This is a genomic window from Gibbsiella dentisursi, from assembly GCF_039539505.1.
Taxonomy (GTDB): domain Bacteria; phylum Pseudomonadota; class Gammaproteobacteria; order Enterobacterales; family Enterobacteriaceae; genus Gibbsiella; species Gibbsiella quercinecans.
This window is the reverse complement of record NZ_BAABDG010000010.1, coordinates 1-18,818: the sequence shown is the minus strand read 5'-3', so window position 1 is coordinate 18,818 and position 18,818 is coordinate 1. Positions and strand designations below refer to the sequence as shown.

Annotated in this window: 19 protein-coding genes, 1 rRNA gene, 1 pseudogene and 1 other annotated feature; of the genes and pseudogenes, 11 read left to right on the top strand and 10 right to left on the bottom strand. The window is 54.1% G+C overall.

Annotated features, from left to right (window positions below):
• Positions 1-14: 14 nt before the first annotated feature.
• Together ABFX35_RS20440 and ABFX35_RS20435 are read right to left on the bottom strand one after the other, a co-directional pair.
• Positions 15-1,304, bottom strand: a complete 1,290-nt coding sequence (locus ABFX35_RS20440; protein WP_346082669.1) for an HlyC/CorC family transporter — start codon at positions 1,302-1,304, stop codon at positions 15-17.
• An 81-nt stretch (positions 1,305-1,385) separates the two neighbouring features.
• Positions 1,386-2,177: a cytochrome C assembly family protein gene (locus tag ABFX35_RS20435; protein ID WP_121553118.1), complete on the bottom strand. Its 792-nt coding sequence runs from the start codon at positions 2,175-2,177 to the stop codon at positions 1,386-1,388.
• Positions 2,178-2,345: 168 nt separating this feature from the next.
• Between ABFX35_RS20435 and ffh the strand changes: the two genes are divergently transcribed.
• From ffh to rplS, 5 genes are all read left to right on the top strand, one after another.
• On the top strand, positions 2,346-3,707 hold the full coding sequence (ffh, locus tag ABFX35_RS20430; RefSeq protein ID WP_279026605.1) for a signal recognition particle protein: 1,362 nt from the start codon (positions 2,346-2,348) through the stop codon (positions 3,705-3,707).
• A gap of 212 nt (positions 3,708-3,919) precedes the next feature.
• Complete coding sequence (gene rpsP / locus ABFX35_RS20425) at positions 3,920-4,168, top strand: 30S ribosomal protein S16 (protein ID WP_279026603.1); 249 nt, start codon at positions 3,920-3,922, stop codon at positions 4,166-4,168.
• An 18-nt stretch (positions 4,169-4,186) separates the two neighbouring features.
• On the top strand, positions 4,187-4,735 hold the full coding sequence (rimM, locus tag ABFX35_RS20420) for a ribosome maturation factor RimM (protein ID WP_279026602.1): 549 nt from the start codon (positions 4,187-4,189) through the stop codon (positions 4,733-4,735).
• Positions 4,736-4,787: 52 nt separating this feature from the next.
• Entirely contained in the window at positions 4,788-5,555 is a 768-nt protein-coding gene (trmD, locus tag ABFX35_RS20415) for a tRNA (guanosine(37)-N1)-methyltransferase TrmD (RefSeq protein WP_346082668.1), read from the top strand.
• Positions 5,556-5,604: 49 nt separating this feature from the next.
• The gene (rplS, locus tag ABFX35_RS20410; protein WP_004955150.1) at positions 5,605-5,952 is read left to right on the top strand and encodes a 50S ribosomal protein L19; all 348 of its coding nucleotides are present in this window, start codon (positions 5,605-5,607) and stop codon (positions 5,950-5,952) included.
• Between the two features lie 88 nt (positions 5,953-6,040).
• Here the strand turns inward: rplS and ABFX35_RS20405 are convergent, their stop codons facing one another.
• From ABFX35_RS20405 to ABFX35_RS20390, 4 genes and pseudogenes are all read right to left on the bottom strand, one after another.
• A complete protein-coding gene (locus ABFX35_RS20405; RefSeq protein ID WP_279026599.1) occupies positions 6,041-6,265 on the bottom strand; it encodes an ogr/Delta-like zinc finger family protein in 225 nt (74 codons plus the stop codon).
• 147 nt (positions 6,266-6,412) lie between these two features.
• A pseudogene (locus ABFX35_RS20400) lies at positions 6,413-6,913 on the bottom strand (lysozyme); the annotation flags it as partial.
• A complete protein-coding gene (locus ABFX35_RS20395) occupies positions 6,897-7,115 on the bottom strand; it encodes an HP1 family phage holin (protein ID WP_095845905.1) in 219 nt (72 codons plus the stop codon). The pseudogene ABFX35_RS20400 and the gene ABFX35_RS20395, both read right to left, overlap by 17 nt.
• A gap of 241 nt (positions 7,116-7,356) precedes the next feature.
• Positions 7,357-8,121 carry a DUF481 domain-containing protein gene (locus tag ABFX35_RS20390; RefSeq protein WP_279026597.1) on the bottom strand — a complete coding sequence of 255 codons (765 nt, stop codon included), beginning with the start codon at positions 8,119-8,121 and terminating at the stop codon, positions 7,357-7,359.
• Between the two features lie 489 nt (positions 8,122-8,610).
• On the opposite strand from ABFX35_RS20390, the gene ABFX35_RS20385 reads away from it, so the two are divergent.
• Entirely contained in the window at positions 8,611-9,684 is a 1,074-nt protein-coding gene (locus ABFX35_RS20385) for a 3-deoxy-7-phosphoheptulonate synthase (RefSeq protein ID WP_346082665.1), read from the top strand.
• Between the two features lie 6 nt (positions 9,685-9,690).
• Entirely contained in the window at positions 9,691-10,812 is a 1,122-nt protein-coding gene (tyrA, locus tag ABFX35_RS20380; RefSeq protein ID WP_279026594.1) for a bifunctional chorismate mutase/prephenate dehydrogenase, read from the top strand.
• Positions 10,813-10,861: 49 nt separating this feature from the next.
• Here the strand turns inward: tyrA and pheA are convergent, their stop codons facing one another.
• From pheA to bamD, 4 genes are all read right to left on the bottom strand, one after another.
• The gene (gene pheA / locus ABFX35_RS20375) at positions 10,862-12,019 is read right to left on the bottom strand and encodes a bifunctional chorismate mutase/prephenate dehydratase (RefSeq protein WP_279026593.1); all 1,158 of its coding nucleotides are present in this window, start codon (positions 12,017-12,019) and stop codon (positions 10,862-10,864) included.
• A 45-nt stretch (positions 12,020-12,064) separates the two neighbouring features.
• Positions 12,065-12,190: a sequence feature (Phe leader region), on the bottom strand.
• Positions 12,142-12,189, bottom strand: coding sequence for a pheA operon leader peptide PheL (pheL, locus tag ABFX35_RS20370; RefSeq protein WP_121525945.1), 48 nt, complete (start codon positions 12,187-12,189; stop codon positions 12,142-12,144). (Overlaps the previous feature by 48 nt.)
• 106 nt (positions 12,191-12,296) lie before the next feature.
• Positions 12,297-12,638, bottom strand: coding sequence for a ribosome-associated translation inhibitor RaiA (gene raiA, locus ABFX35_RS20365; protein WP_095845899.1), 342 nt, complete (start codon positions 12,636-12,638; stop codon positions 12,297-12,299).
• A gap of 312 nt (positions 12,639-12,950) precedes the next feature.
• Entirely contained in the window at positions 12,951-13,682 is a 732-nt protein-coding gene (gene bamD, locus ABFX35_RS20360; protein ID WP_279026591.1) for an outer membrane protein assembly factor BamD, read from the bottom strand.
• A 131-nt stretch (positions 13,683-13,813) separates the two neighbouring features.
• On the opposite strand from bamD, the gene rluD reads away from it, so the two are divergent.
• The 4 genes from rluD to ABFX35_RS20340 all read left to right on the top strand — a co-directional run.
• Positions 13,814-14,791 (top strand): 23S rRNA pseudouridine(1911/1915/1917) synthase RluD, encoded by a 978-nt coding sequence (gene rluD, locus ABFX35_RS20355; protein ID WP_095845897.1) that lies wholly within the window; start codon positions 13,814-13,816, stop codon positions 14,789-14,791.
• Positions 14,791-15,522, top strand: a complete 732-nt coding sequence (gene yfiH / locus ABFX35_RS20350) for a purine nucleoside phosphorylase YfiH (RefSeq protein WP_346082664.1) — start codon at positions 14,791-14,793, stop codon at positions 15,520-15,522. The genes rluD and yfiH overlap by 1 nt, the downstream gene beginning before the upstream one ends.
• A gap of 130 nt (positions 15,523-15,652) precedes the next feature.
• A complete protein-coding gene (gene clpB / locus ABFX35_RS20345) occupies positions 15,653-18,226 on the top strand; it encodes an ATP-dependent chaperone ClpB (RefSeq protein WP_346082662.1) in 2,574 nt (857 codons plus the stop codon).
• Between the two features lie 497 nt (positions 18,227-18,723).
• Positions 18,724-18,818 (top strand): 16S ribosomal RNA (locus tag ABFX35_RS20340); the annotation flags it as partial.

Sequence of the window (18,818 nt, the reverse complement as noted above, 5' to 3'; positions counted from 1 at the left end):
TCCGGGGTCGGCGATCAATGCCCTTGCACGCTGGCTTGCAACGGGCGGAGCGGGATAACCCGCACGTGTTTGACCATGTTGTCTTGCACGTCCAGGATTTCAATATCATACAGCCCGATGCGCACGCATGTGCCGGCGCTAGGGATATCCTCTAAGGCTTCCAGCAGCATACCGTTAATGGTTCTTGCTTCGTGCGCCGGCAGGTTCCAGTTGAAGGCCTTGTTTAATTCACGGACGTTGGCCGTGCCGTCGATCAGCACCGAGCCGTCGCCCTGCGGGTTGACCTCTTCGGCCAGCGTGGGTGACATGGAGGTGGTGAAGTCGCCGACGATCTCTTCCAAAATATCCTCGACCGTCACCAGCCCCTGAATATCGCCGTATTCATCCACCACGATGCCCACTTTCTCTTTATTGCGCTGAAACTTCACCAACTGTACGTTGAGCGGGGTGCCTTCCGGCACAAAGTAAATTTCATCGGCTGCGCGCAACAGGTTTTCTTTATTGAACTCTTTCTTCTCAGTCATCAGGCGATAGGCTTCGCGTACCCGCAGCATGCCAATGGCATCGTCCAGCGAATCGCGGTAAAGCACAATGCGGCCATGCGGCGAGTGGGTAAGCTGGCGCATGATGGATTTCCACTCGCCGTTGACGTCAATGCCGACAATCTCATTGCGCGGCACCATGATGTCGTTCACCGACACCTTTTCCAGATCCAGAACCGAAATCAGCATGTCCTGATTGCGGCGTGAAATCTGGGCCTGGGATTCCGTGACGATGGTGCGCAATTCTTCTTTGCTGACCGCATCGTTTACGCGCACGTTGGTGCGAATGCCGAAGGCGCGTAAAACCAGGCTAGTGATGCAGTTAAGCAACCAGACCAGCGGGAACATCACCTTTTGCAATGGCGCCAACAGCACGCTGCTGGGGAAGGCGATACGTTCCGGGTACAGCGCGGCGAAGGTTTTGGGCAGCACTTCGGCGAACAGCAACACGGCCAGCGTCAATACGGCGGTGGCGATGGCCACTCCGAAATCGCCGTACAGCCGCATACCAACGATGGTCGCCAGCGCCGAAGCCAGAATGTTAACCAGGTTGTTGCCCACCAGCACCAGGCCAATCAGGCGATCCGGCTTCTGCAGCAGTTTTTCAACCCGGCGCGCAGCGCGGTTGCCGCTTTTCGATTGGTGGTGCAAGCGATAGCGGTTGAGCGTCATCATGCCGGTTTCTGACGCAGAAAAGTAAGCGGAGACCACGATCATGATCACCAAGGTAATGATGAGGGTCCCTGTCGAAACGTGCTCCAACGTTGTATTCCTTATAGGCGGATGAAGATAGCCCCATACACGGTGGTGTGAGGACGAACCAAAAGCGGACGCTATGCTATTTTAGCGTACCATCACTTCCTGAATCAGTCGGCTGCCAAAATAAGCCAGCGTCAGCAAAAAAGCGCCGGCAAAGCTGAACCAGACGACGCGCCGCCCGCGCCAGCCTTCGTGGTAGTGGCCCCACAGCAGCACGATATAGATAAACCACGCCATAATGGAGAGCACCGCTTTATGAACATTTTCCTTGCTGAACAGGTTATCCATGTACAGCAGGCCGGTGCACAGCGTCAGAGTCAGCAAAACTACGCCGATCTGGGTGATATGAAACATTTTGCGCTCAATGCTCATCAGCGGCGGCATATCGGCGCTGAAGGTGAGCTTTTTGTTTTTCAGCAGGTAATCCAGACAGGCTAACTGCAGCGCATAGAGCGCAGCAATAATCAGCGTCGCGTAGGAGAACAGCGCCAGCCCAATGTGCACCAGCAGCCCTGGCGTCGCTTCCAGATGGGTAATGAACTCCCCCGGCATGAAGCTGGCAAACGCCAGGTTAATCATGGCAAAGGTATACACGATCGGCGTCAGGAACCAGCCGCGATTGCGCGAAGCGACGATGGTCATCACGGTACAGATAATCAGACTGACGATGGCGCCGATATTGAGCAGGCTAAGATTTTGCCCGGTGCTGACATCGAAGATCCGCTGCTGCAGGGCAATGGCATGGCAAACTAATGCCGCCACGGCTGAAATCAAAGCAAGCCGACGGTATGCGCTGTTCTTTCTCAGTAGGCTGGGGATGATCAGCCCAAGGCTGATCAGATAGGCCGTTATAGCCGCAATGGAGAATACTGGCATAGCGTTTAATTTGAACATCGGCATGGTTAATCAGATTGCCAGTATAGCCTTGCATGCCGCTTGCTCCAACCTATCTCCAACGCTGAGGCAGAGATCGCGTTGGCTTCGTGTTATAATCGCCGCAATTGTGTCGCCACTGCGGCCTGTCTTTACGTTGAGCATGAGACGATGTTTGAAAATTTAACCGATCGATTGTCGCGCACACTGCGCAATATCAGCGGCCGTGGGCGGCTGACCGAAGAAAATATCAAAGATACCCTGCGTGAAGTTCGTATGGCCCTGCTTGAGGCGGACGTCGCCTTGCCGGTGGTGCGTGATTTTATCAACCGCGTCAAAGAGCGCGCCGTCGGCCATGAAGTCAACAAAAGCCTGACCCCGGGGCAGGAGTTCGTCAAGATCGTCAAGAACGAACTGATTGCCGCGATGGGAGAGGTGAATACCGAGCTGAACCTGGCCGCGCAGCCGCCGGCCGTGGTGCTGATGGCCGGCCTTCAGGGGGCGGGTAAAACCACCAGCGTCGGTAAGCTGGGTAAATTCCTGAAGGAAAAGCAGAAGAAAAAAGTGCTGGTGGTTTCTGCCGACGTGTATCGCCCTGCGGCGATTAAACAGTTGGAAACCCTGGCAGAGGGCGTCGGTGTGGATTTCTTCCCGTCGGATGCCCAAGACAAACCGCTTGATATCGTAAATCGCGCGCTGCAGCAGGCGAAGCTGAAGTTCTACGATGTTCTGATCGTCGATACCGCCGGCCGCTTGCACGTTGACGAAGCGATGATGGACGAAATCAAGCAGGTGCACGCGGCGATCAACCCGGTGGAAACGCTGTTTGTGGTTGATGCGATGACCGGCCAGGATGCGGCGAACACCGCCAAAGCCTTTAATGAAGCTTTGCCGCTGACGGGCGTGGTGCTGACCAAGGTTGACGGTGACGCGCGCGGCGGTGCGGCGCTTTCTATTCGCCATATCACCGGCAAGCCGATCAAGTTCCTTGGCGTGGGTGAAAAGACTGAAGCGCTGGAACCTTTCCACCCCGATCGCGTCGCCTCGCGTATTCTGGGCATGGGCGATGTTCTGTCGTTGATCGAAGATATTGAAAGCAAGGTTGATCGCGAGCAGGCGGAAAAGCTGGCTAACAAGCTGAAGAAGGGCGACGGTTTCGATCTGACCGACTTCCTGGAGCAGCTAAAACAGATGCGCAACATGGGCGGGATGGCCAGCATGCTCAGCAAGCTGCCGGGCGCGGGCCAACTGCCGGACAACGTGAAGTCGCAGATGGACGACAAAGTGCTGGTGCGGATGGAGGCGATCATCAACTCGATGACGATGAAGGAGCGCGCCAAGCCGGAAATCATCAAAGGTTCACGTAAGCGCCGTATTGCCATGGGTTCCGGCATGCAGGTGCAGGACGTCAACCGCCTGCTGAAGCAGTTTGATGAAATGCAGCGCATGATGAAGAAAATGAAAAAAGGCGGTTTGGCGAAGATGATGCGCGGCATGAAAGGCATGATGCCGCCGGGTTTCCCTGGCCGCTAAGGCGTGCGCGCTGCGTTGGCGCACGCGTTTGTTGAATTACCGTTCGCGGTAAAAACGCCCGAAATTTGACTGGCTGCAAAACTTGTTGGCCGCAATCGACGCTTTAGATTGCTTTTTGCGCCAAAATGAGTAAAATTTTCGGGCTTTTTATATTGCAACCGGGCCCCGTTCCTCGATGGGGCCCGGCTGTTTTATTAACTAAAGAGGATGTTATGGTAACAATTCGTTTGGCACGTGGCGGCGCTAAAAAGCGTCCGTTCTATCAAGTAGTAGTGACCGACAGCCGCAATGCGCGTGATGGTCGTTTCATCGAGCGCGTAGGCTTCTTCAACCCGATCGCAGCAGGTCAGGCTGAAGCACTGCGTCTGGACCTGGACCGCATCGAACATTGGATCGGCCTGGGTGCAACCGTTTCTGATCGCGTTTCTGCGCTGATCAAAGACGTTAAGAAAGCAGCTTAATCTGTCGCGGTGGTGGCAATGAGCAAGCAACTCAAACCGGCAGTGCCCAACCAGCCGATAGTTCTCGGCAAAATGGGTTCTAGTTACGGCATTCGTGGTTGGCTCAGAGTGTTTTCATCCACCGAGAACGCTGAAAGCATTTTTGACTATCAGCCCTGGTTTATCCAGAAGGCGGGTCAGTGGCAGCATATCGAGCTGGAAAGCTGGAAGCGCCACAATCAGGACATGATCATCAAAATTAAAGGTGTTGACGATCGTGATGCGGCGAATCTGCTGACCAATTGCGAAATTGTAGTGGATTCTGAACAACTGCCTCAACTGGATGGCGATGACTACTACTGGAAAGACCTGATGGGCTGCCAGGTAGTGACGCCCGCCGGTTATGATCTGGGTAAAGTCATCGATATGATGGAAACCGGATCCAACGATGTGCTGGTTGTAAAAGCAAACCTGAAAGATGCATTCGGTATGAAGGAGCGGCTGGTTCCGTTTCTTCATGGGCAGGTTATCAAGAAAGTCGATCTCGCTGCCAAGATGATTGAGGCAGATTGGGATCCTGGTTTTTGATCTCCGGCTTTAACGGTCTGGGGTCGTGGAATAGACAAATGGGGATTGGCTTGTGTTTATTGGTATTGTGAGCCTGTTTCCTGAAATGTTTCGCGCCATTACCGATTACGGAGTGACGGGCCGGGCAGTAAAAAATGGCCTGCTGAGCGTGCAGTGTTGGAGTCCGCGAGACTTCACCTACGATCGGCATCGCACCGTGGACGATCGCCCATACGGCGGCGGCCCAGGGATGTTGATGATGGTGCAACCCTTGCGGGAAGCCATCCACGCAGCCAAAGCAGCGGCAGGTGAAGGCGCAAAGGTGATTTATCTTTCACCTCAGGGGCGCAGGCTGGATCAAACCGGCGTGTGTGAACTGGCGGCCAACCAGAAAATTATTCTGGTGTGCGGCCGTTATGAAGGGGTTGATGAGCGCGTGATCCAAACCGAAATTGACGAAGAATGGTCAATCGGCGATTACGTTCTCAGCGGTGGGGAACTGCCGGCAATGACGCTGATCGATTCAGTCGCTCGGTTTATACCGGGTGTGCTGGGCCATCAGGCGTCTGCAGAAGAAGATTCTTTTGTCGATGGATTGCTGGACTGCCCACATTATACCCGCCCTGAAGTGTTGGAAGGGATGGAAGTACCGCCGGTTCTGCTGTCGGGCAACCATGCCGAAATACGTCGCTGGCGCTTGAAGCAGTCGCTGGGCCGAACCTGGCTTAGAAGACCTGAACTTCTAGAAAGCCTAGCTCTGACTGACGAGCAAACGGTGTTGCTGGCTGAGTTTCAACGGGAACATCAGGCCGAGCAACAGGACCATGAAGGGAACGCCTGATACGCAGGCGAGACCGATATATCAGTTTACCTAGGGTAAGAGACATATTATGAGCAACATTATCAAGCAACTTGAACAAGAGCAGATGAAGCAAGACGTACCTGCATTCCGTCCGGGTGATTCCGTGGAAGTTAAGGTATGGGTCGTTGAAGGTAGCAAAAAACGTCTGCAGGCATTCGAGGGCGTGGTTATCGCTATCCGTAACCGCGGTCTGCACTCTGCATTCACTGTTCGTAAGATTTCCAACGGCGAAGGTGTTGAGCGTGTATTCCAGACTCACTCCCCAGTAATCGACAGCATTACTGTTAAACGTCGTGGTGCCGTTCGTAAAGCCAAACTGTACTACCTGCGTGAGCGTACTGGTAAGGCTGCTCGTATCAAAGAGCGTCTTAACTAAGATACAGCTAACGCTGCATCCAAAAGTTAATAATTATCTGGGGCTTACCGTTATGGTAAGCCCCTTTTTTTGGCCGTTTAGCCATTGATTACACCGTGCTGGCGCTCGGTTGTTTCCCCGCCGCCGGGCGCTGAGGTTGCACCACAACGCTCTCGCTCGGTTTGGCGATCACCCGCGCAACTGATTCATGGGTAGCGAAAGTGCAACTGCAATGAATATTTTGGCACTGGTGATAGCGCTCTTTGGTTGAGTTGCTGAGGTAACGGCTGGAGCGGGTATGGGCCACGTTACCGCACAGTGGACAATGCATCATAGGAACCCCCTTGATAGATAATTAAAAAAATTTTGTGTTTGAACCAATTCAGTAGATTGCGGGTTTAGCAAGCAACATGGGCGCCGGAACATTTCCATTGCCGGTGTTTTTCACGGCCTGACGTTGGTTGGCTGCTGCTCGTCTGGCGCCGCGCAGGCATAGTGTGCGCTCTGCCGCCCGCCGTCGTTCCAATCCCTTGCTTTTTATCCCCAGCACATACACCCATCGCGGCAGCTGATTGCACGCTTTGTGCCATTGCCGCTGTTGTAAAAAACGCATCATGGTCGAATGGCAGGCGGCGTGTACGCCAACGTTGAAGGCAAACGCGATCACCGCGTCGTAGATTTCCTGCGGCATATCAGCCGGTAAACAGACCGCCATCCCTCTCTCCACATGGCGAACGTCCGCCAAGAAGTCTTTTGCTACCCGCTTACGGGTCACCGTTTGGCCGGGGAGAACGTCGAGCGTATGGCCGATACCGCGGGTCCAGATATCCGCATCGCACTGGTAAGCTGTCAGTTGGCAGCCTTCAAAATTGGCGATCAGCATCAGGCCCGCCTGTGACGTTTTCAATTGATCAAACTGAGGCAGCGTTGCCACCAAAACCAGAATAGTGGCAGTGCTGCATCGTTTAGCGATTGAGTTCATCGTAGATCCTCCTGGCGGCTGCATTTCGTTGGATTTCTTTCAGTAACTGGTAGTTTTTGCGCCGGTAGTACCAGTTGACGAGGAAGGTGCCAATGCCCACCGCAGAGCCCACCAGAAAGGCGATATCCTGTGGTGAAAGCTTGCCAAGCCAGGCGAGAAACAGCGCCATGGCATAGGTAATCAATGAAGTCATTTTTTCCATAACGCATATCCTGTATCGCCCTGAGAAACGGCGTTCATCAGCGTTATCGACCATGGGAGCTTGCCGCAGTAGTTGCCTGTCATATTTTCCTCCCAATAAATATACTGTATATATATCCAGTATTAAGCAATTTGCTAAATAGGTCAACCATGAAATCACAAACTTTTTAGCCACGGAGAAACGGCAAATTTCAGGCATAAAAAAAGCCCACCGGAGTGGGCTTTACAGGAAAGAAGAGGAATTACAGGCCGTAAACCAACGTTACCGAGGTGGTGGTGTCGGTTTTCTTTGGTGCAGAAGCCGGCGGGTTATTGTTATAGGTCACCGTGTAGGCCAGGCGCAGCGAGAATTTTTCATTGATCGCGACGTTCAGCGCCGTTTCCGAGTTCAGGGTCACGTCTTCGTTGGCCAAAGCGGAAAGGCCTTCGGTGAACTTGGTGGTATCGGTCAACTGATAAGTATAGTTTGCGGCCCCGTAAGCCAGCGCTTTGGTGCTGCGGCCGCCGCCGTGATATTCGTCGTGGCGTACACCGGGACCGAATTCGAGACGCAGATCGTGCACTGGGCCATTCAGCACCTGGCGCCCGTAACCCACGGTGAGCGTCGAACGTGAATCATAACCGGCAAAGCGATCGTTCAGCCAGTTAGCCTGGCCGAACAGGTAGTTACGCTCAGTCATGTTGTAACGGGTACGTCCGCCCACCTGATATTTTTCGCTTGAGCGAACGTTGGAGGAGGTGGTGTTGTTGGCGGCTCCCCACAGGCTATAGGCCGTAGAGGTATTGAACCAGGTCAGTGAACTGTTCGCCAGCAGCGAGGAGTTTTCCGAGTTACCGGATTGCGCGTTATAACCCGCCTGTACATTGCCTTCAAATGGCTTCTTCGCGGTTGCCGGGTCATCCATCGCGGTGAACAGCGTATTGTCTGCGAAAGAGGGAATACTGGCGAAAGCGGTGAGGCAGCTAATATACAACGGGATAGCGCGACGAACGCGTAAAGAGAGCATTTTGGATCCAGTCTGTTAAAAGTGATGAGTGATTGCCAACGTATTATAGCGATTCGTAATTGCGACAAAAATAGCCATAGTTAGCTTAACTTATTCATTTTTCATCTTCACTTATGCATTTTTCTTCTACTCATGGCATGAAGAGCTTGCCGTTTTACCCGTTTAGGCGGGGAGCCGCTTAGCGCTAAAAACGCATATCGGTTCCATTTGCCAATGCGTGTGTAAACTTATATTTACTTTAAGGTGTTTTTTTGCTGGCGCAGTCAAAAGCATATGGTCATTTTTTAAAGTGATGATATTGATTAGTTTAATGATAAATAACATTATTTTGTTGTGTGGTGTTGGTTTCGCTCTACTTGTCTTGGTGTGGTAATTTTTTATTTACACCAAATGGATTGAAATCTTTACAACGCGTGATAAGGTATAGCCCAGTAACGTTCAATGTTTCAAACACGCTCACGCATAACAGCACACGACAGGACTAGCATCATGCAAAAAGACGCGCTCAATAACGTACACATCAGTGCCGAACAGGTCATGCTCACCCCCGAAGAGCTGAAAGGGCAACTCCCGCTGACCGCCAATGATGAATCGGCTATCACGACGGCGCGCCAGACCATCGCCAATATTTTGCAGGGGCGCGATCATCGCCTGCTGGTGGTTTGCGGCCCATGTTCCATTCACGATCCGGACGCCGCGCTGGATTACGCACGTCGTTTGAAAACCCTGTCAGCTGAATTGAGCGATCAGCTGTATATCGTTATGCGCGTCTATTTTGAAAAACCCAGAACGACCGTCGGCTGGAAAGGCTTGATCAACGATCCGTATATGGACGGCTCATTTGATATTGAGGCCGGCCTACAGATTGCGCGTCGCCTGCTGCTGAATCTGGTCAACATGGGGTTGCCGTTGGCGACGGAAGCATTGGATCCGAACAGCCCGCAATATCTGGGCGATCTGTTCAGTTGGTCAGCGATCGGGGCGCGCACCACGGAATCGCAAACGCACCGTGAAATGGCTTCGGGCCTCTCGATGCCGGTCGGTTTTAAAAATGGCACCGATGGCAGCCTGAGCACGGCGATTAATGCGATGCGCGCCGCCGCGATGCCGCACCGCTTTGTGGGGATCAACCAGGCGGGGCAGGTTTGCCTGCTGCAAACCCACGGCAACCCGAATGGGCATGTGATTCTGCGCGGCGGTAAAGAGCCGAATTACAGCGCGGAGCACGTTGCCGCATGTGAAAAACAGATGCAGGACGCGGGACTCCGCCCGTCCTTAATGGTAGATTGCAGCCATGGCAACTCGAATAAAGATTATCGCCGTCAGCCGCTGGTAGCGGCATCCGTGGTTGAGCAAATTAAAGCGGGTAACCGTTCGATCACCGGCATTATGCTGGAAAGTCATTTGCATGAGGGCAACCAGTCTTCTGAGATGCCGCGTGCCGAGATGCGCTATGGCGTATCCGTCACCGACGCTTGCATTAGCTGGGAAAACACGGAAACGCTGCTGCGCCAAATGCATCAGGAGCTCGGCGCGGCGCTGACGGCCCGCACTGGAGAGTAGTGATTTATGGTGGCTGAACTGACCGCATTGCGCGATCAAATTGACGATGTAGATAAAGCGTTGCTGGATCTGCTGGCAAAACGCCTGCATCTGGTGGCAGAAGTTGGTGAGGTCAAAAGCCGCTATGGTTTGCCGGTGTATGTTCCGGAACGGGAAGCGGAAATGCTAGCTTCACGCCGTAAAGAGGCCGAAGCTCTGGGGGTGCCGCCAGATCTGATTGAAGACGTGCTGCGCCGGCTGATGCGCGAGTCCTACACCAGTGAAAATGACAAAGGCTTCAAGGCGTTGTGCCCTCAACTGCGGCCGATCGTGATTATTGGCGGCGATGGCCAGATGGGGCGGTTGTTCAACCGCCTGCTGTCGCTTTCCGGTTATCAGGTAAAAGTGCTGGAACAGCAGGATTGGCCGCAAGCGGAAACGCTACTGGCGGATGCGGGTATGGTGATCGTCAGCGTGCCGATCCACGTGACGGAACAGGTGATCGCGCGTTTGCCGAAGCTGCCGGATGACTGCATCCTGGTCGATCTGGCCTCCGTGAAGAACCGGCCGTTGCAGGCTATGTTGGCAGTGCATGGCGGGCCGGTGCTTGGCTTGCACCCGATGTTTGGGCCGGATGTCGGCAGTATCGCCAAGCAGGTCGTGGTCTATTGCGATGGGCGTCAGCCGGAAGCTTATCAATGGCTGCTGGAACAACTGCAGGTTTGGGGCGCCAGGTTGCACCGCATCAGCGCCGTTGAGCACGATCAGAACATGGCGTTTATTCAGGCTCTACGCCACTTTGCGACTTTCGCTTACGGGCTGCATCTGGCGGAAGAGAACGTGCGGCTGGAACAGTTGCTGGCGCTCTCCTCACCCATTTATCGGCTGGAGCTGGCGATGGTGGGCCGGCTGTTTGCGCAGGATCCACAGTTGTATGCCGACATCATCATGTCTTCGGAAGAGAACATTGCGTTGATTAAACGCTATTACCAGCGTTTCGGCGAAGCGATTGCGTTGCTTGAACATGGTGATAAGCAGGCGTTTATTGAAAGCTTCCAGAAAGTGGAACACTGGTTCGGTGATTACGCCCAGCACTTCCTGGTGGAGAGCCGTTCGCTGCTGCGGCAGGCTAACGACAGCCGCCAGTAATTAGTGTTGTGTAAAAAGGGGTTTGGCAATGCCAAACCCCTTTTTGTCTTTAGGATGGGTTGACGGGCACCACGTTTTCACTGGGGTAGCAGCCCAGCACTTTCAGGGAACGGGTAATGGGCGCCAAATCCTTAAGCGCCTTTTGCATCGCCTCCGAGCGCAGGTTGGCTTGCACATCAATATAAAACATCTCTTCCCACGGGTTGCCGTTGATGGGCCGTGATTCCAGCTTGGTCATAATGATGCCGTTTTCGCGCAGCACCAGCAGCGCTTCCACCAATGCCCCCGATTGCTGGCCGGTGGCCATGATCAGCGTGCTTTTCGCCGGCACCTGATCGGAAACCTCTATCGCTTTGCGTGCCAGCACGATGAAGCGCGTAATGTTCTGCTGCTGGTTTGCCAGGTTATGTTCCAACACCTGCAGGTTATACAGCGCGCCGCCGGCCTCGCTGCCCAGCGCCGCTACGTTGGGTGAATTCAGGTTAGCGACTTTCTCCATCGCCGCCGCGGTGCTTTCGCAGTACTCGATGTTCCAATGTGGGAAGCGGTTGATGAACTGGCTGCACTGTTGGAAAGGCTGTGGATGGCTGTAAACGGTTTCTATCTGGCTGAGATCGGTATCACCGGATACCAACACGCAGTGGTTAATCGGGTTGCTCAGTTCGCCGACAATCGCCAGGCTAGTGTGCTGCAGCAGATCATAGACGTCATTAATTGAGCCGGAACTGGTATTTTCAATCGGCAATATGCCGTAATCGGCTTGCCCGGTTTCCACCTGGGTGAAGATATCCTGGAACTTGTGGCAGCCATGCTCGATCAACTGCTCAAAATGGCGTGCGGCATACTGGCGGGCAGCCAAATGTGAATAAGAGCCTTTCGGGCCGAGGAAGGCAATACGCGCAGTGTGTTGGCTGGTGGCGTTGAGCTGCTGCTGCAATAGCGCCTGTTGCGTCAGAACGGAATCCTCGATGATCAGTTGGAACAGGCGGGTGACATAAAATCCGTCAAGGCCGTGGGGTTTAGCGGCCTTAACCAGCGTATCAAGCAGATCGCGCTCGCGTTCTTTGTCGCGGATCGGGTTGTGGGAGTGTAGTTTGGTTTTGCCCACCTCAATCGCCAGTTTCCTGCGTTCCGCCAGCAGCGCCAGCAGTTTCAGGTCCAGCGCGCTGATGCGTTCGCGCAGCGCAAGTAACGGGTTGTCAGTCATAGTCAGCTTTGCCTTGTGTTTTTATTAATTTGTTATCGAATAGCCATAAAAAAAGCCCCCTGTTTCAGGAGGCTTTGCTGTTCGTCTTTGCATTCTTTGTCACACGACGAAACGCCTCCCAATCAGGGGAAGGTAAAAAAGAATGCAAAGAAAAACGGTTTGTGTGCCATAGGGTGCCCAGTGGTTTATCGCTCAGGGGTAAGTTAACCGCTGGCTTTTCCCTGTGTCAACAAAAAACCCGCCGAAGCGGGTTTGATGCATGATGTTCGTGAGAAGGTTATTTCTGTTCCGGTTCCACTTCCGGGACGATATCTTTTACGCTGGCGGCGGCACGGCGCGCTTCGCCCTTGTGCTGAACCTTGTTCAACTGGCGTTCAAGTTTTGCGATCAGCTCGTTAACCGCAGCGTACATATCATCGTGTTTTGCGCTGGCGACCAGCGGGCCGTTTGGCGTAGTGATGGTGGCGTCGGCCACAAAACCCTGAGGCTCTTTGGATAAAACGATATGCGGGTTAATGAGTTGAGCTTGCCATTTATCCAGTTTGGTAAGACGGTCTTCGACATGATTGCGGATGGCGGGGGTGATATCCATTTGTTTGCTGGTAATGTTGACTGTCATATAACTTACCTCTTGTGTCTTTCCGTCTTTGGATAACTTCAGCATACCTGTGTTTTTGCTTAAATGCGTGATGGAGATCACATTTTTTTGTCACTTTTTGTCAATTGCACGCGTTCTGTGATTTGGCTGTTGAAACCTGCATACAGCGCTTGAGTCTTGGTGCCGGATCGCGCATTATTGATGGGATAACTTTGCCGCGTATAGCGCTAATAGCCTGTTTTTATTAAGGTGTATAGCCCGCTTTGGGTGCGTCGGCAGAATAAAAAACGGCAGCTGAAGGCTGCCGTTTTTTGTGTCTTGCCACCGGAGATGTTAAGCCGGGTTGGCGGCAATAATCTTCGCGACCTTATCGGCCTGGCCGTTCAACTGCAGTTGCTTATAGGCATTTTCCATCAGCGGCAGTGCGTCACGGGTCGCTTTGGTATCCGGGAAATCACGCAGCATCTGTTCTACACGGTTAACAACCGCGACGTAAGCGCCGCGTTTGGTGTAGTATTGCGCAACGGAAAGTTCGTATTTGGATAAACGATCTTTCAGGAACACCAAACGTTTTTGCGCATCGGTCGCGTACTGGCTGTTCGGATACTGCTGGATCAACTGGCTGAAATCACGGAACGCAGCACGTGCGTGCTCCGGATCGCGGTCGGAACGATCGACGCCAAAGAAGCCCTGCAGCGCACTGTCATCCAGCGCCATATCCGTCAGACCGCGCATATACATCACGTAATCGATGTTTGGGTGCGTTGGGTTCAGGCGCATAAAGCGATCGATAGACGCTTGTGCCAGTGGCAGATCGGCAGATTTGTAGTAGGCATAGATCAGATCCAACTGAACCTGCTGGGAGTATGGCCCGAAAGGATAGCGGTTATCTAACGCTTCGAGTTGCGTAATAGCACCCTTGAAGTTACCGTCCTGTAGTTTTTGTTGGGCGTTAGCATAGATTTCCGAAGGCGGGTTGTCGGGAACCGTATCCTTGGAGCTGGAGCAACCTGCCAGCGCCAGGCTCAACGTGGCTGCCGCCACCAGATATTTCATACGCGTCATGACGTTTTGATTATCCTCAGGGTGTTATTCCGGGAGACTGACCGTTAAGCTCCCGACAAAGACCAGTTACAATAGCACATTATATTAAACGGCATCGCCGTGAAAACCCAACGTTAACGAAGAAGCTGCATATGGCACAACAAGTACAACTCACCGCAACGGTGGCCGAATCTCAACTCGGACAACGTTTAGATCAGGCTTTGGCCGAATTGTTCCCTGATTATTCAAGATCTCGCATAAAAGATTGGATCCTGGAAGATCGGGTTCAGGTCAATGGCAAAACGATAAACAAGCCGAAAGAGAAGGTGCTGGGCGGGGAGACGGTCGCCATTGATGCACAGATAGAAGAAGACGCACGTTGGGAACCGCAGAATATCGCGCTGGATATCGTCTATGAAGACAGCGACATCCTGGTGATCAACAAGCCGCGCGATCTGGTGGTGCACCCCGGCGCCGGCAACCCGGATGGGACGGTGCTGAATGCGCTGCTCTATCACTTCCCGGCCATTGCCGACGTGCCGCGTGCCGGCATTGTGCACCGCCTGGATAAAGACACCACCGGGCTGATGGTGGTGGCGAAAACCGTGCCGGCGCAGACCCGGCTGGTGGAATCGCTGCAGGCGCGGGAAATTACCCGTGAGTATGAAGCGGTGGCGATCGGCACCATGACCGCCGGTGGCACGGTGGAGGAGCCGATTGCTCGCCACTCAACCAAACGCACCCATATGGCCGTGCACCCGATGGGTAAACCGGCGGTGACCCACTACCGTATTATGGAGCATTTCCGCGCCCATACCCGCCTGCGGCTGCGGCTGGAAACCGGGCGTACGCACCAGATCCGCGTTCATATGTCGCATATCAATCATCCGCTGGTGGGCGATCCGCTCTACGGTGGCCGCCCGCGCCCGCCGAAAGGGGCATCGGAGGCGTTCATTCACACCCTGCGCGGTTTTGATCGCCAGGCGCTGCATGCCACCATGCTGCGCTTGTACCACCCGATCAGCGGGATTCAAATGGAATGGCATGCGCCGTTGCCGCAAGACATGGTCGATCTGGTGGATGCGCTGAAAGCGGATACTGAAGCGTTCAAAGAGCAGATGGATTGGTGATGGATTCACTCATCGTGCCCGACTGGCCGCACCCTAAAAGGGTGCGAGCCTGTGCTACTTCCCGGCATGGCGGTGTCAGCCGCCCGCCTTATGATTCACTCAACCTCGGGACACACGTGGGCGATGATGCCCAGGCGGTGGCGGCTAATCGCGCGCGCCTGGTGGCGGGGGCGGCATTGCCGCAGATGCCGGTATGGCTCGAACAGGTGCATGGTACCCGTGTGCTGCACCTGGACGGCACGCCGCCGCAGGATGTGCGTGCAGACGCGGTTTACACGCGCCAGGTTGGGCAGGTGTGTGCGGTGATGACGGCAGATTGCCTGCCGGTGTTGTTTTGCTCACGCTCTGGTGATGAAGTGGCCGCCGCCCATGCCGGCTGGCGCGGGTTATGCCATGGCGTGCTGGAAAATACCGTGGCCGCTTTTGCTGCCCGGCCGGGCGACATTTCCGTCTGGCTGGGGCCGGCCATTGGGCCGCAACGCTTTGAAGTTGGGGCAGAGGTTCGCGCCGCGTTTATTGCGGTTGATCCCCAGGCCGCAGCGGCGTTTACACCCCACGGCGATAAATTCCTGGCCGATATTTACCAACTGGCGCGCCAGCGCCTGGGGCGTGCCGGGGTCACTGCCGTATACGGCGGAGGGCGTTGTACCGTGATGGAAAGCCGCCAATTTTTCTCTTTCCGGCGCGATGGAATCACCGGGCGTATGGCAAGTTTAATCTGGCTGATATAACCTATTGAATTAGGACGATCCACTGACGCATAACGTGGTACTCATAATAAAGTGTTGGAATAACCTTGAAAATTTGAGGGATGACCTCATTTAATCTCCAGTAGCAATTCTGACCTGTATTGGAGGTGTTATGCGTCTGGATCGTCTTACCAACAAATTCCAGCTTGCCCTCGCCGATGCCCAATCCCTGGCCCTTGGGCGCGACAACCAGTTTATTGAACCGTTACACCTGATGAGCGCTTTGCTCGCACAGGAAGGGGGCACGGTTCGCCCACTGTTAACTTCTGCCGGTATCGATGCAGGCCGTGTAAGCACCGAGCTCGAACAGGCGTTATCCCGTTTGCCGCAGGTTGAAGGTACCGGCGGCGACGTTCAACCATCCCATGAACTTGTCCGGGTGCTGAACCTGTGCGATAAGCTGGCGCAAAAACGTGCGGACAAATTCATTTCTTCTGAGCTGTTTGTGTTGGCTGCGCTGGAAGATCGCGGCGCGCTGACCGATTTGCTCAAAGCTGCCGGCGCAACGGCCGACAAAATCAGTAAGGCCATCGAGCAGATGCGCGGGGGGGAAAGTGTGAATGAGCAAGGTGCGGAAGATCAACGGCAGGCATTGAAGAAATACACCATTGATCTTACCGAGCGCGCGGAGCAGGGGAAACTGGATCCGGTTATCGGCCGTGATGAAGAAATCCGCCGTACCATCCAGGTGCTGCAGCGCAGAACCAAGAACAACCCGGTGTTGATCGGTGAGCCTGGCGTGGGTAAAACCGCGATCGTTGAAGGGTTGGCCCAGCGTATTATTAACGGCGAAGTGCCGGAAGGGCTAAAGCATAAACGCGTACTGTCGCTGGATATGGGGGCGCTGATCGCCGGGGCGAAATACCGCGGTGAGTTTGAAGAGCGTTTGAAAGCCGTATTGAGCGATCTGGCTAAACAGGAAGGCAGCGTCATCCTGTTCATCGACGAATTGCACACCATGGTCGGGGCAGGTAAAGGCGACGGCGCAATGGATGCCGGTAATATGCTCAAACCTGCGCTGGCCCGTGGTGAACTGCACTGCGTTGGCGCCACCACGCTTGACGAATACCGCCAGTATATTGAGAAGGATGCGGCGCTTGAGCGGCGTTTCCAGAAAGTGTTTGTGGCTGAGCCCAGCGTTGAAGACACCATCGCTATTCTGCGCGGCCTGAAAGAACGCTATGAGTTGCACCATCATGTACAGATTACCGATCCGGCCATCGTGGCTGCCGCAACGTTGTCGCACCGCTATATCGCCGATCGCCAGTTGCCGGATAAAGCCATCGATCTGATCGATGAAGCTGCATCCAGCATCCGTATGCAGATGGACTCTAAGCCGGAAGCGCTTGATAGGCTTGAACGCCGTATCATCCAACTGAAACTGGAACAGCAGGCGCTGAACAAAGAATCTGACGACGCCAGTAAGAAGCGCCTGGAAATGCTGAGTGGCGAGCTGGATCAGAAAGAGCGTGAATACGCTGAGCTTGAAGACGAGTGGAAAGCAGAGAAGGCTTCGTTGTCTGGCACCCAGAATATTAAAGCGGAGCTTGAGCAAGCCAAGATAAGCCTTGAGCAGGCACGCCGTGTGGGCGATCTGGGGCGTATGTCCGAACTGCAATACGGTAAAATTCCTGAGCTGGAAAAACAGCTTGCCGCGGCGACCAACGCCGAAGGCAAAACCATGAAGCTGCTGCGCAATCGCGTTACCGACGCCGAGATCGCCGAAGTGCTGGCGAAAGCCACCGGGATCCCGGTAGCCAGAATGCTGGAAGGTGAGCGCGATAAACTGTTGCGTCTGGAACAGGAACTGCATTCACGTGTGATCGGCCAGGATGAAGCGGTGAACGCCGTTTCCAACGCGATTCGCCGTAGCCGCGCAGGCCTGTCGGATCCCAACCGGCCGATCGGTTCTTTCCTGTTCCTGGGGCCAACCGGGGTGGGGAAAACCGAGCTGTGTAAAGCGCTGGCGTCGTTCCTGTTCGACAGCGACGATGCGATGGTGCGTATCGACATGTCCGAGTTTATGGAGAAACATTCCGTGTCTCGGCTGGTGGGTGCGCCTCCGGGCTACGTCGGCTATGAGGAAGGCGGTTATCTGACCGAAGCGGTGCGCCGCAGACCTTACTCGGTGATCCTGCTTGATGAGGTAGAGAAAGCGCACCCGGATGTGTTCAACATCCTGCTGCAGGTTTTGGACGACGGCCGCCTGACGGATGGCCAGGGCCGAACCGTTGATTTCCGTAATACGGTGGTGATCATGACATCCAACCTCGGCTCCGATCTGATTCAGGCGCACTTTGGCGAGATGAACTATGCGCAGATGAAAGAATCCGTGATGGAAATGGTCAGCCATCATTTCCGCCCGGAATTCATCAACCGTATTGATGAAGTGGTGGTCTTCCATCCGCTCGGCCAGAAACATATTGCCGCGATTGCCAAGATCCAACTGGCTCGCCTGTATAAACGCCTGGAAGAACGTGGTTACGAAGTCACCATGACCACGCCGGCTTTGGAACTGTTGGGCAAGATTGGTTACGATCCTGTCTATGGTGCGCGGCCGTTGAAACGCGCTATCCAGCAAGAGATCGAAAACCCGCTGGCACAGCAGATACTGTCCGGGAAATTGTTGCCGGGCAAACCGGTAACGCTGGATGTCGAAAACGAGCATATTGTGGCTAAACAATAACTGCCAGGCTGCAAGTGAATTAGAAGGGAGCGAGCAATCGCTCCCTTTTCTTTTATCGCTTTAACGGTCTTTACCGGTGTGGTGGGCTAAAAACGAACGTTTTCCGGTGAATTAATGCGCCATTAGGGGCTTTTTGGCGTTTTTATATTCGTTTGACAGTTTTTTTTCAATTAGGGGTTGCAGGCTGCCGGGAAGTCCCTATAATGCGCCTCCACTGACCGGGAACAACGACTGACAAGCCGCCGGGTCAGCAAGACGAAAGCGAAATAAACGCTTGACTCTTCGGGCTAAAAGCGTAGTATACGCAGCCCACGCCAGCGAGTTTATCGCCGGCGACGCTCTTTAACAATTTATCAGACAATCTGTGTGGGCACTCACAAGATGATATCCAGCACCTTCGGGTGCAAAAAAATATCAAGTCTTGAAGAGTGACTAACTGAAGTAAAATTCATGCAGTAAATCTTTGAGCACGCTATTAACTTAGCAAATCAAGCTTTTAATTGAAGAGTTTGATCATGGCTCAGATTGAACGCTGGCGGCAGGCCTAACACATGCAAGTCGAGCGGCAGCGGGGGGAAGCTTGCTTCCCCGC

Bases quoted from the DNA above. Each gene is read 5' to 3' on its own strand.
- ABFX35_RS20385 (WP_346082665.1), top strand. From the start codon at position 8,611: ATGCAAAAAGACGCGCTCAATAACGTACACATCAGTGCCGAACAGGTC.
- bamD (WP_279026591.1), bottom strand. From the start codon at position 13,682: ATGACGCGTATGAAATATCTGGTGGCGGCAGCCACGTTGAGCCTGGCG.
- yfiH (WP_346082664.1), top strand. From the start codon at position 14,791: ATGGATTCACTCATCGTGCCCGACTGGCCGCACCCTAAAAGGGTGCGA.
- rluD (WP_095845897.1), top strand. From the start codon at position 13,814: ATGGCACAACAAGTACAACTCACCGCAACGGTGGCCGAATCTCAACTC.
- ABFX35_RS20395 (WP_095845905.1), bottom strand. From the start codon at position 7,115: ATGGAAAAAATGACTTCATTGATTACCTATGCCATGGCGCTGTTTCTC.
- ffh (WP_279026605.1), top strand. From the start codon at position 2,346: ATGTTTGAAAATTTAACCGATCGATTGTCGCGCACACTGCGCAATATC.
- ABFX35_RS20405 (WP_279026599.1), bottom strand. From the start codon at position 6,265: ATGATGCATTGTCCACTGTGCGGTAACGTGGCCCATACCCGCTCCAGC.
- ABFX35_RS20390 (WP_279026597.1), bottom strand. From the start codon at position 8,121: ATGCTCTCTTTACGCGTTCGTCGCGCTATCCCGTTGTATATTAGCTGC.
- rimM (WP_279026602.1), top strand. From the start codon at position 4,187: ATGAGCAAGCAACTCAAACCGGCAGTGCCCAACCAGCCGATAGTTCTC.
- clpB (WP_346082662.1), top strand. From the start codon at position 15,653: ATGCGTCTGGATCGTCTTACCAACAAATTCCAGCTTGCCCTCGCCGAT.
- ABFX35_RS20435 (WP_121553118.1), bottom strand. From the start codon at position 2,177: ATGCCAGTATTCTCCATTGCGGCTATAACGGCCTATCTGATCAGCCTT.
- pheA (WP_279026593.1), bottom strand. From the start codon at position 12,019: ATGACTGACAACCCGTTACTTGCGCTGCGCGAACGCATCAGCGCGCTG.
- rplS (WP_004955150.1), top strand. From the start codon at position 5,605: ATGAGCAACATTATCAAGCAACTTGAACAAGAGCAGATGAAGCAAGAC.
- tyrA (WP_279026594.1), top strand. From the start codon at position 9,691: ATGGTGGCTGAACTGACCGCATTGCGCGATCAAATTGACGATGTAGAT.
- raiA (WP_095845899.1), bottom strand. From the start codon at position 12,638: ATGACAGTCAACATTACCAGCAAACAAATGGATATCACCCCCGCCATC.
- rpsP (WP_279026603.1), top strand. From the start codon at position 3,920: ATGGTAACAATTCGTTTGGCACGTGGCGGCGCTAAAAAGCGTCCGTTC.